This window comes from Ferroacidibacillus organovorans, from assembly GCF_001516615.1.
GTDB lineage: Bacteria > Bacillota > Bacilli > Alicyclobacillales > SLC66 > Ferroacidibacillus > Ferroacidibacillus ferrooxidans_B.
Genome location: NZ_LPVJ01000020.1, coordinates 35,186 through 47,390 on the forward strand (window position 1 = coordinate 35,186; position 12,205 = coordinate 47,390).

Consider the following 12,205-nt stretch of genomic DNA (forward strand, 5'->3'; position numbering starts at 1 on the left):
GATTTTTATGGAATTCAATCGAACTTTCGCATACCCGTATGCACAAGCGTCAAATGGATATTTATATTTCGCAGGGAGTCTGGACGCAATTCAAGACTGTCAAGGAGCTTTTGTCTCGTATTTGGCGGCCAGAGGATCAAGGCGCCCCGGTAGACTTTTTGGGTAAAATTCAAAATGTCTACACGATGCTCAGCGCCCGTTCGAAACGTTCGACGGATATCTCTATCGATCACACGCTCAGCTATTTTGATGATTTCCTTTTCAGAGCGTCCCTGTCCTGCCTGCGCGAGATCCACAGGGCCGCTGATTTTCAAATCATAGGTCCAGTGATGCCTGCGTTGAATCGGATGAATCTCAACGTGAAAATGATGTGCATAAAGAATAACTTGTTCCGTTGAGCCCGCTGCCGGGGGCAAAAACAGCGGAATCCGCGTTCCACCGGTTCGCGCCCAGAATACCCCGAGCATATCGCGGTGCGACAGCCATCCCATGAATCTCTCGTGACGGAATATACCAACCGTTGGAAGCAATAATTCATCATAGGGCTTGTCCTTAGCGCTTGGCCAGTGAACGCCTCGTTGATGATTCAAGGCCATTTGAGGTAACATGGCGGATCCCACTGGTTCTCGCAAGTCTCTTATCCATTCATTCAATCGCAAGGAAGGCACCACGTATCCAAATTGTTGCACCCGTTTCGGATTCGAAACATAATAATAGAGTGGATTATTTTCTGTAGGCAGATTCGCAGTGAATAAATCTTCCATGCGGTCTTTTGTTCCATAAACCCATGACGTATACCGCACCTCCCGGTAGCGCGTAAGCGCTTTGATGACGTCTTCATAGGGGCCGCGCAGAATATTCTCGTGGAGAATCAGCAAAGAAAAATGGGACCAAGACACCCTTTTGGGACTGGATGGATAAATCGCATTGACCGCTTCAAGAAAACTCTTCCCTGTACCATACACCACCCAAAGCGCGCGTGCAGCCTCGCCATTTGATTTTGATTCGTCAATCCCCGATTTTGTCGGGTCGATGAGGCCGAGCCAAATTCGATAGCGACCGTGATCATAATCGACGCCCAGACTGTGTACATAAGTAATATTGTCCAGATCGGCAGAATCCCAACACCCTGTCAGCAAGAGAGATATAACCGCACAGGCAGCCAATTTCCACACAGCGTTCACTCGATGGGACATAAACTTCATCGACCCGAGCGTTTGCGCGTTTGAGATTGACCTGCACTTTTTTTACGCATGCGCGTCCACTTAACCCGAATGATATAATCTCTCCAATCCTCCCAAACAAATGGTGAAAAAGGCGCAAGATAGGATACTCCCATGGGATTTAAACTCGCCAGGTGCCCGATCAGGAGTATGGCGCCAATCAAAATGCCCACATATCCCATGAAACTGGCGAGAATCAACATGGCCATGCGAATGATCGTAATCACATTGGCCAATGTATAGTTTGGGACAACATAAGTACTTATCGCAGTGATTCCTACGACTGCTATCATTCCCGCGCTTGCAATGCCCGCTTTTACGGCGGCGTCTCCAACCACCACAGTGCCAAGAAGGCCAATCGTCTGGCCGGCTGCGCGCGGCAAACGCAACCCTGCCTCGCGAAAAAGTTCAAATAGTCCCAGCATAATGATCGCCTCAAGCGGTGTGGGGAAAGGGACGCCTTTATGCGCATTGATCAGGGATATTAAAAGAAACGCCGGGATCGTATCTTGATGGTATTCGGTAGCTGCGACGTATCCAGCAGGGAGAAACAGTGAAATAGATAATCCTATCATACGTAAAATACGAACAACTACTACAAACGGAAATCGATCATTGTAATCATCGGGCGCCTGTAAAAGCTGCATGAGTGTAACAGGTGCAATCAGCACAGTGGCAGACGTATCCTGTATCAATCCGATTCGCCCTTCCGATAAGATGGCAGCCAATTTTGAAGGACGCTCCGTGTAATCGAATTGGGGGAAAATCGTGAACTTGCGATCTTCAAGGAGTTCCTCCAAATGCGCGGACTCCGTCAATTCGTCTACCTGTATAGCATGCAATCGCGTCTGGATCGTGGAGACCAGTTCGGATGATGCTGTATCTTTCTGATAGACAAGCGCAACACGGGTGCGGGTCAGTGAACCGATCTCAAAAAATTTGCATGCGACATTTGATGTGGGCAATCTCATTCTCAATAATGCCAGATTTTGCATCACATCTTCCACAAAACCATCATGCGAACCACGAATTGCCGTCTCCATTGCCGGCTCTTCAATAGAGCGAGCAGGTTTTGCCACTTGTTCCACGACTAAGGCGCCAGCCCAACCATCCAAAAAAAAGACCCCCGTACCGTGAAACAGCAACGAGAGTACCGACTCCCACTGTTCATGGTACGTAACTTCAGGAATGCGTAGGCGTTTCACGACATCAACGAATTTCTCCTCCACACATTGTGCCAACAAGGGTTCTAATTCCCTGAAAAATGTCTTACCCAGTTGTTTCAGGTCCGTGGTTCCCTCCATATAGAAAAACAAGGAACGCCGCATTTTCCCCCCTACGTCCCACACCATGGATACGTCTTTAATATCCTCACAGTCGGAGAGAATGTCGTCACGCAACCACGTTTCATTCTCCTCTAGCGAAGGTGAAATGGGTCGGTGTGATTCACTCAAGTCGGATTCCTCCAGAAGGACGAGATCGCTGAAACCAAGAACCAATACCGAGCAATAGGAACGTTATAACTTCCATTCCGCCTTCGATCGAATAATACTGGCTGCGAAGCCACTCTTTCGTATGCACGTCGACAGGCAACAAGACAAGGATGGAGGCGATCGCAGCGATACCGATCATGTGGGGAACGTAGATTTTTTTATTTTTTATCACTTGACCTGTGATAAAGAGAAGAATCATAATACGTCCGGCAAGACCCACGGTCCATTGATAAAGTGCAAAATAATCCAGTCGCTCAATATATTCACCAAAGGTCAATAAACGCCATCCCCCAAACGCGGGAAATCGTAGATGGGAAGCCTCGTAGGGACCGTACTCCGCCAGGATGCCCATGACCAACCCTACTGCAATCATCGCGAGAACTCCCAATGTCCACATCCATGGAGCAAGGGACAACGCATTCTTGCCCTGGATAAAATGATAGAAGAACAAGATCATCAGGAACTCGCCCATAATTGGAAGCGGAAGCATGACGCCGCGAACGAATGGCGAGAGACCATGCTCCAACAGAGGAAAGAGTAAGCCGTACTGCTTCACAGGAATGGTTCCCACCGTATTCATCACGCCAAAAATTACGATAAAAGGTAATAAAAAGCCCACTGTAACAGCAATGGTTTTCAATCCGTGGCGGGCAATCCACACACAGGATGCGACCAAGGAAATTACCACAAGGGCAGGGGGAACTCCCGGCAAAAACACCACACCAATGAAGGATTCCCACGAGTCTAAGCTTTGCGCAAGCGAAATAACCACATAACTATCAGCAAGCGCGACCAGCAACGGCAATGTCCACGGCGGTATTCGTTCTATGGGCGACCGTGCGGGACACAGCCGCGCGACGTACCAGATCGCGAACCAAATTCCTATCGCAAGTGGAATGCACACAAGTTCAACCATCCATGCATCGCGCCCCACCGTTTTCAAAAGATAGGGCACCAATTCAACATGGATAGGCAATGCAAGCGAAATGATGACAAGCATGGACGCTTGCAAAATCGTGATCGATTCACTGTTTTTGCTTCCCATTCGCATATCCCCGTCGATTTTGCCAAGAATAACCTTCGCACGGAGAGAATGCCCCACAATCTCCGTTTTTATTCCAGGTTCAACTTCAACATGACATTGACGATGGGCGATTGCTTCGCGAAACATCCAACAAACGCATCACAATGTCGTGAGACGTAAACAAACCCAGCGGAAGATGACTCCGCTGGGTTTGTTTTCTCGATTTCACATTGCGGTGCAGATCACGCCTTGGCGCCTGCGCTCACCGACCAGTCGTGCGTCGCAGAGCCTTCCAGGAATTTTTCCACATCCATCGCCGCTTTGCAGCCAGATCCTGCCGCCGTGATCGCTTGGCGATAGTGTGAATCCATCACATCGCCGCACGCAAAGACTCCCTCCACGCTCGTTGCAGACGTGGCGCCGACCGTTTTGATGTACCCCACCTCGTCAAGCTCAAGCTGCCCCTTTAAAAATGCCGTATTCGGGTTGTGCCCAATCGCCACGAAAATCCCTTCCGCTGGCAGAACGCGCATTGCACCGGACGCGTTGTCCTTCACCTGCAGTCCCGTCACTTTTCCATCTGCCATCGCCACCGACTGTGGGGTCACGTTCATCACAAAGCGAATCTTGTCATTCGCGCGCGCGCGATCCTGCATGACCTTTGAAGCGCGCAGCGTATCCCTGCGGTGAACAATCGTTACCTCAGACGCAAACTTTGTGAGAAACGTCGCCTCCTCAAGCGCCGAATCGCCGCCGCCAACGACTATGATCGGTTTCTGGCGATAGAAAAAGCCGTCACACGTCGCGCACGTCGAGACCCCACGCCCCATCATGTCAGACTCATTCTCAATGCCGAGAAGTTTTGCCGACGCACCCGTCGAAATAATCAACGCATCTGCCTCATACTCGTCCGTTTCATCAACCGTCACATGAAACGGGCGCTTGCTTATATCAACATCCGTCACCCAACCCGAGACAAACGTTGCGCCAAACTTCTCCGCCTGCTTGCGCATGTTGTCCATCAGTTCCGGCCCCATGATCCCGTCCGGAAATCCCGGAAAGTTTTCAACCTCAGTCGTAAGTGTCAGTTGCCCACCCGGCTCGTTTCCCTCAACGACCAGAGGGTTCAAGTTTGCGCGTGAAGCATAGATCGCAGCTGTAAGTCCGGCTGGCCCCGTCCCCAAGATCATCACTTTTTGTTTCTTTTCCATCGCTCATTCTCCTCCCGCGCGGCGTCGCTGTGCACACGCTGATTACTGTGATCTACTATAGCGCAGAAAAAAGGCAAAAAAAAGCGCGCCGATCCCTAAATCAATTGTCCAGGGAGCGTGCGCTTTGCCGCATCGAGCGAAGACAAGATCGTTATGTTCAACTGTGTCGCCAAGTCAAGCGCATAGGGATTTACCTCTTTACCATTGGCGTCTTGAAAAACGCGGACAATCGGCCTGCCCGGTATGTTCTCGTGCAGTTCGACGACAACCGCGTGGCGGCCGTCACTCAAATGAACTTCAGAACCGATGGGAAACATCGCGACGCGCTTGCTAAACAGCGAGACAATCTTTAAATCAAATTCTGTGTCGGCCCGACTGTAGAGATACTCCATCGCCTCACTCGGCACCATTCCGCGTCGGTACGGGCGGTGCATAATCATCGCATCATACACATCCGCCACTGCGATGATCCGCCCAAACAGGTGAATCTCATCTCCGCGCAGCCCGCGCGGATATCCCTTTCCATTCAGCCGCTCGTGGTGCTGAAACGCACAATGTGCGACAAGATAAGAGAGTTCCGGCTGCTTCGCCAAAAAGTTGTGCCCTAACTCGGCATGCGTCTGCATGATCTTATACTCATCTGCGGTGAGCTTGTCCGGTTTATTAAGAACTTCCGAAGGAATAAAGATTTTTCCGATGTCGTGAAGCAAAGCGCCAAGACCAAGATCGAGCATCATACTGTCAGACAAAAACAGCGAGGCGCCGATGAGCAGTGAGTAAATGGCAACATTCATGGAGTGCACATACGTCACATTGTCATACCCAGCGAGTGACGCGAGATCTTCCTTGATAATCGTGGTGTGCTGAACCGTCTGGATCAGTTGCTTCACCTGTTCGCGCAGCGACTTTGCGAAGAGTTTGCTCGACATTGGGCGCTGCACGCTCAGGGTTTTCTGAATCTCGTCCCACTCGCTCGCCAGCGTCTGCTGCATCTGAAAGCGCAACTGCTCCGTGATGACCTGAGGAATCTCGATCCCTTCTGAAATCGCGTCTTCAATATATATGGAGGCATATCCAGTTTTGATTTTATCGATATAGCGATCCTTGAGCGAAATCCCTTTCTGTAGAAGGACGCGACCCTGTCCATCGTAGAGGCTTCGCGCGAGAACCATGCCGGGCCGTAGAAGCGCAGTCGAGATTTGACGCGGCACGCAGGGTTTACCTCCCGAAGATCCAACATATTATACTGTCCATACTATAGAGGCAAATCCCTCATGTTGTCTATCCTTATTTTTACACAGCCATCCCGTACGGGCATCAGTGTGAAAACGCATAAGGAGCGCGATAAATCCCAATCTCTGTGATGATCGCCGTGATCAGATCGCTTGGCGTCACGTCAAACGCAGGATTGTATGCCGCTACGCCAACTGGTGCGATCCGCGCGCCGCGGATGACAGTCAATTCATCCTCTGGCCGTGTCTCGATTGGAATTTCCGCACCCGTCGGTGTCCGCGGATCAATCGTCGACACGGGCGCCGCCACATAGAATGGAATCCCAAAATGGCGAGCCAAAATTGCCAATCCCATCGTCCCGATCTTGTTAGCCGTATCCCCGTTTGCCGCGATGCGATCCGCTCCGACAACGACTGCACGAGCCAAACCCTGCGCCATTACCGCAGCCGCCATGTTGTCGCAGATCACGGTGACGTCAACGCCCGCCTGCTGCAATTCCCACGCCGTCAAGCGCGAGCCCTGAAGATACGGTCGCGTCTCATCCGCATACACGCGCAGCGCCATCCCCCGCTCCTTGGCGAGATAGAATCCGGCAAGCGCAGTCCCGTAGCGACTCGTCGCAAGCCCCCCTGTGTTGCAGTGCGTCAAGACGCCCATGCCCTCTTCATAGAGCGTGAGCAGATGCTCTCCAATCTGCCGGCATGCCACTTCGTCCTCCGCCTGAAGCGCGAGCGCTTCTGCGCGAAGACCGCGCACGATTTCGTCCACACGAACCTCGCGCAATGCAAGCGTGTGAAACGTGTTCATCATGCGCGTCAGCGCAAAACTCAAATTCACCGCCGTCGGCCGCGAAGCGAGCAGCAGCGCATGAGCCTTTACAAGAACTTCTTCCAGTTTGTCAGCCGACTCCGAAATGTGGCGGCTCGCCTCGAGATAAAACCCAAACGCGCCAGCCAACGCAATTGCCGGCGCACCGCGCACCACCATCGCACGGATCGCCTCCGCCGTCTCGCGCGCGTCTTTCGCGTCCACGTAGACGAGTTTCTCAGGCAACTGCCGCTGATCAATCATCCTTACCTCCGCTTCCCTCAGTTCAACAGGCCGCACGTCATGCATGAAAAATCCCTCCGCATCATGATATCGAATCTCTATCATAACACGAAGGGAAGCGCTCAGTGCAGCGCAGTATCATCGCACTGCATCGCACCGCGTTATATGGCACAACGCGGTGCAGTCTGCCTAACCAAACTTGTACGTGATCCCGTGACCGCCTTTTGGATACACCCAAGAAATGTTGTGTTCAGGACAGCCGATCCGACACGTGCCGCACTCAATGCAGTTTTCAAACGCAACGGACGTCATCTTCTCATCTTCATGCCAATCGTACACATCCGCCGGACAAAAATGTGTACACTCCTTCGTCTTGCACGCAAGGCACGTTTGTTGATCGTCAATCACGAGATGCGATTTCTCATCCACTTTGAAGCGAATGGTGTACAAACGATCCGCAACACTGTTCATCCGTTGATCGCCCTCCATCCTTTGTATCCCAGCTTCAGAAGGTTCATGGAGCCACCTGTCGCGTTTTTGATCCCGCGCAGCGCCATGCGCTGCTTCTCTGCTTTCGAGACGCCATCCACCAAAAGCATCTGATACGCTGCCTCATTTACCGCATAAGGCAGTTTGTCAAACATGATCGTCGGATCGACATCGCGCAAAAGCGCGTGCATGCCCTGGTATTTTTTCAGGTCTTTATGCACAAAAGATGCGGCGATGCGACGGTCATATCCCGCGAGCCCTGCCTTTGAATAATCTCCGCGCTGGTGCGCCTCAACGATCGCCTCTCCCGCAAAGCGGCCTGATGTCATCGCGAGATTCGTTCCTTCGCGGTGCACAAAATTGACCAACTGTGCCGCGTCGCCGCAGATCACCCAGCCGTTTCCGCAGAGAGAAGGGATGCTGTGATACCCGCCCTCTGGAATGAGATGCCCCGAGTATTCTTTTGTCTCTCCACCTTGCAGGAGTCGCTTAACCATCGGGTGCGCCTTGAGGCCCTCCAGCACTTGGTAGGGTTTGATGTTCTTTTTCTTTAAATCGCTGACCATCACCCCGACACCAAGCGAGATCGATTCTTGATTGGTGTAGAGAAAGCCAAGCCCTGCCATGCCGTGCGTCTGTCCAACCAGTTCAATCGTCACACCTTCATTGCCTTCGAGATTAAACCGATCCAGGATCTTCTCTTTGGGGAGCGCGATCACCTCTTTCACCGCGAGTGAAACCTCGTCCGGCGCCCACTCGCGGTGAATGCCAAGCGCTTTGCCAAGCAGCGAGTTGACGCCGTCTGCGACGACCACCACACTCGCGTAGAGATCGCCATCCTCGCGATCCGTACGCACACCGACCACACGGTCGCCTTCCCTGATCAGTTCCGTCGCCACAGTTTCGTAGATGGCCAAAGCGCCAGCCTGCTCCGCTTTTCCCGCAAACCACTGGTCAAACTTAACGCGCAGTCCCGTCCAGCAGTTGCTCGGCTGTTTGAACGCCTCGTTGCGGTGGCCAAACGTGACGACCGACTGTTCACCGAGCAGCCACAGTCTCTGTTCGATGACTTCGCGCTCAAGCGGCGCCTCTTTCCAAAACTCCGGGATGATGTCTTCCAATTGTTTGCGATAGATGACACCGCCAAAGATGTTCTTTGCACCAGCAAATTCGCCCCGTTCCATCAAGACCACGGAGAGTCCCGCTTTGGCCATCGTGTAAGCGGCGGCGCTGCCTGCAGGGCCTGCGCCAACGACAATCGCGTCAAAATGTTCATTTGCCACGTAAAATCCCCCTTCCATCGGGCACTGCGCGCTAAACGGCCTCTCCACTGACCGCTTTGTCTGCCTTCTCACTCTGCGAAAATGGGAGACCGCGCCTTGCGATCACCGTTTTTGTGAGCGCGGGAACGATTTCAAACAAGTCGCCGACGATGCCAAAGTTTGCCACGCGAAAGATTGGTGCGTCAGGATCCTTGTTGATCGCCACGATCACGTCAGAATGCTGCATGCCGACAAGATGCTGCACCGCACCTGAGATGCCCACCGCGATGTAGAGCTTCGGGCGAACCGTCGTCCCCGTTTGCCCCACTTGGTGGTCGTGATCGATCCATCCCGCCTCGACGGCAACGCGTGACGCGCCGACGACACCGCCGAGCGCGTCGGCAAGATCCTTTAGCAGCGCAAAAGGGGCAGGCCCCCCCAGTCCTCGCCCGCCGGCGACAATCACCTCTGCATCTTCAAGGTTGACCCGGCCCATCTCGCGCAAGAAATCGAGCACTTCTGTCGCGATCTCGTCTGGATTCATCTGGGGCGAAATGCGCACAATCTCTCCGCTGCGCGAAGGATCGCGCGGCAGCGCCATGAACACACCGGCGCGCGCCGTCGCCATCTGCGGCTTATACTGCTTGCATAAAATGGTCGCGAGCATCTTCTCAGAGAATGCAGGCCGACTGGCGAGCAGCAAACGGTTTTCATCCACGTCAAGCTGCGTACAATCCGCAGTCAGCCCGGTTGGCAGATGCGTTGCAATGGCGCCGGCCAAATCGCGCCCTGTATACGTCGCACCCATCAAGACAATCTCTGGCTTCGCCTGCTCGATGACGTGAAGACACACCCTGCTGTACGGGCGCGTGCGGTAGTCTTTTAGCTCTTTGGCGTCACAGAGATACACCCGATCGGCGCCACGCTCAATCGCCTCGCGTGCGAGCGGCTCGACTTCATGCCCGATGACCAGGGCCATCAGTGGCGCGTCAAGCTTTTGTGCGAGTCGCTGCGCCTCGCCAAGCAACTGCCACGAGACGTTCTTGGCGGTTCCTGCGCGCTGTTCGACGACAATCAAAATGCCGCGATACGCAGAAAAATCCATGACAGGCTCTTCAATTTTCGGTCGACGCGCCGGTCGCGCAGACGCATCTTTCTTCGTTTCTTGGGTGTTTCCTGTTTCTTCCATTATCGATCTCACCCCGTTTGATCCGTCCGTCACCAGCCCAAGCGCGCCGGCAACTCTGTGTTCCAGAGTTTTTCAACAAGCACCGCCACCGTCTCACGCACGTCTGGCGCCTCGATCATTTCTGTGTTGACCGTGCGCGGTTCAGGAACCCACGTCTTGCTCACGATCGTCGGCGATCCGCGCAAGCCAATCTTTGCGCGATCAATATCGGGAAAGTCATTGGTGGTCCAGACGATCGGTTTGTATTTCGCGGCGCGCAGGACACCTGGGAGACTCGCCCTGCGCGGTTTGTTCAGATTTGTAAGCGCTGTCATCAAAACGGGAAGCTTGGTGCGCACGACCTCGACCCCATCCTCCAAATGGCGATGGACCGTGACCGTGCGCGCGACGGGATCGACGTCAAGCACCTTTTCTACATACGTCAACTGATCGTAGTCAAGCCGGCACGCGACCCCCGGCCCCACCTGCCCGGTATCGCCGTCAAGTGTTTGCTTCCCGCAAAAGACCATATCCACCGGTTCCATCTCTTGCGCCACCTTTTTTATGGTGAGCGCCACCACATACGAAGTGGCCAGCGTATCCGCCCCTGCAAAACCGCGGTCCGAGACGAGCACAGCCTCATCTGCGCCCATCGCAATGCATTGCTTGAGCGCTTTTTCAGCAGACGGCGGGCCCATCGAGACAACCGTCACGCGCGCGCCCATTTCATCTTTTAGGCGCAGCGCCTCTTCGAGTCCGTGCAGGTCGTAGAAATTCACGATCGCAGGCACGCCCTGGCGCACAAGCGTGTTGGTCACTGGGTCAATGCGAATCTCTCGACTATCGGGTACCTGTTTGATGCAAACCACGATGTGCATCGAAACCTACCTCCGCGTTTTCCGTCATATCGCACTGCGCCGTGTCAACGAATCCATTTGGGTACATCTGGCGATTCACGGCGGTACACAAAACGTCCCACCCTCCCTCGATATGTGAAATCGTTCACAATCTATGAGACAGCAGCGTGCGGACGATTCCCACCTTCTCCAGTATATTTCACGATAAATCTGAACGTTCCTTATATAATCAAGCAATCGTCACACCTTCTGCTACCTCGAGGTTACACCTTCCCTACGTTTGAATCAATAGTGTATGCCGATGATTTGCACACTTTTGAACATACCTGCGATCTTCAGATTTCCATTGACGTCTTAAAGCCCATTTTCATCCACACCACGTACAGTTTGGAAGTACAAGAAACGCTTCACGCGATTCCAACCCAAGGGGGATATTTTAATGAAAATTCAACATAAAAAAAGCATCATGGGTGTGACGGCGCTCTTAGCGGCAGCTGGGCTCGTACTGAGCCAGACTGGCGTATTCGCAAAAGTCACCAAACCGCACACGCATCCGCCGACCGCCCTGTCGATCGTCAAAAAAATCACCTACAGTCCGCAACTTTCCGCATTTCTTCATCTCAAGCCACAAATGCTACATCGCGATCTAAAACACCACGAATCCCTTCTAACGATCGCGACAAAGGAAAAACACACAAAGACGCAACTCTTGAGCGAATTGAGTGCCATCGTGCGCGCGGATGTCGCCAAGTCACAAAAAGCGCACCACCTGAGCGCCGCTCAAGCTGCCGACCTCGAGAAAAGCGCGGACGCGATGCTCCCGCACCTGATTGTCAATACGCAACTGGGAGCGCATAAAAATGCCGCACTTTCCGGCGGAATGATCAAAGAGGTTGCGACAATCCTGCACACAACGCCTGTCAAAGTAAGAGCGGACATGCGCGCGCACGAAACGATCTTACAGATGGCCAATGCCGCCCACGTAAAAGAATCTGTGTTGATCAGCGATCTGGTGGGCTATCGCGCAAAACACCAAAAACATCACGCGAGTACAGCCATTCTCACCAAACAGGTGGAGCGGATGATCGGCAAAAAGTTGTGATGTCCTACTGTCCTCACAATCGAGTAGGAGGGGGCGCCTAGCCCCCGACCTCTCACACCACCGTACATGCGGGTCCGCATACGGCGGTTCATG

The 12,205-nt window shown here is 53.2% G+C and carries 11 protein-coding genes; 1 reads left to right on the forward strand and 10 read right to left on the reverse strand.

Going from position 1 to position 12,205, the window contains the following annotated elements; all coding sequences use genetic code 11:
* Positions 1-14: 14 nt before the first annotated feature.
* The 10 genes from ATW55_RS06905 to ATW55_RS06950 form a co-directional block, all read right to left on the reverse strand.
* Positions 15-1,196, reverse strand: coding sequence for a Ger(x)C family spore germination protein (locus ATW55_RS06905; RefSeq protein WP_160327185.1), 1,182 nt, complete (start codon positions 1,194-1,196; stop codon positions 15-17).
* A gap of 5 nt (positions 1,197-1,201) precedes the next feature.
* Positions 1,202-2,677 (reverse strand): spore germination protein, encoded by a 1,476-nt coding sequence (locus ATW55_RS06910; protein WP_067714655.1) that lies wholly within the window; start codon positions 2,675-2,677, stop codon positions 1,202-1,204.
* Positions 2,670-3,887, reverse strand: a complete 1,218-nt coding sequence (locus tag ATW55_RS06915; RefSeq protein WP_067714658.1) for a GerAB/ArcD/ProY family transporter — start codon at positions 3,885-3,887, stop codon at positions 2,670-2,672. Before ATW55_RS06915 ends, ATW55_RS06910 begins: the two co-directional genes overlap by 8 nt.
* A 95-nt stretch (positions 3,888-3,982) precedes the next feature.
* The gene (gene trxB, locus ATW55_RS06920; RefSeq protein ID WP_067714661.1) at positions 3,983-4,951 is read right to left on the reverse strand and encodes a thioredoxin-disulfide reductase; all 969 of its coding nucleotides are present in this window, start codon (positions 4,949-4,951) and stop codon (positions 3,983-3,985) included.
* A gap of 95 nt (positions 4,952-5,046) precedes the next feature.
* Positions 5,047-6,162 (reverse strand): HD-GYP domain-containing protein, encoded by a 1,116-nt coding sequence (locus ATW55_RS06925; RefSeq protein ID WP_067714664.1) that lies wholly within the window; start codon positions 6,160-6,162, stop codon positions 5,047-5,049.
* Between the two features lie 106 nt (positions 6,163-6,268).
* Positions 6,269-7,300 carry an S-methyl-5-thioribose-1-phosphate isomerase gene (mtnA, locus tag ATW55_RS06930; protein WP_153005043.1) on the reverse strand — a complete coding sequence of 344 codons (1,032 nt, stop codon included), beginning with the start codon at positions 7,298-7,300 and terminating at the stop codon, positions 6,269-6,271.
* Positions 7,301-7,423: 123 nt separating this feature from the next.
* Entirely contained in the window at positions 7,424-7,705 is a 282-nt protein-coding gene (locus ATW55_RS06935) for a ferredoxin family protein (RefSeq protein ID WP_235587033.1), read from the reverse strand.
* Positions 7,702-9,006, reverse strand: coding sequence for an FAD-dependent oxidoreductase (locus tag ATW55_RS06940; RefSeq protein ID WP_235587034.1), 1,305 nt, complete (start codon positions 9,004-9,006; stop codon positions 7,702-7,704). The genes ATW55_RS06935 and ATW55_RS06940 overlap by 4 nt, the downstream gene beginning before the upstream one ends.
* A 31-nt stretch (positions 9,007-9,037) precedes the next feature.
* On the reverse strand, positions 9,038-10,090 hold the full coding sequence (locus tag ATW55_RS06945) for an electron transfer flavoprotein subunit alpha/FixB family protein (protein WP_067714693.1): 1,053 nt from the start codon (positions 10,088-10,090) through the stop codon (positions 9,038-9,040).
* A gap of 113 nt (positions 10,091-10,203) precedes the next feature.
* Positions 10,204-11,031: an electron transfer flavoprotein subunit beta/FixA family protein gene (locus ATW55_RS06950; protein WP_067714677.1), complete on the reverse strand. Its 828-nt coding sequence runs from the start codon at positions 11,029-11,031 to the stop codon at positions 10,204-10,206.
* A gap of 418 nt (positions 11,032-11,449) precedes the next feature.
* On the opposite strand from ATW55_RS06950, the gene ATW55_RS06955 reads away from it, so the two are divergent.
* A complete protein-coding gene (locus ATW55_RS06955) occupies positions 11,450-12,112 on the forward strand; it encodes a hypothetical protein (protein ID WP_067714681.1) in 663 nt (220 codons plus the stop codon).
* The last annotated feature ends 93 nt before the right edge of the window (positions 12,113-12,205 follow it).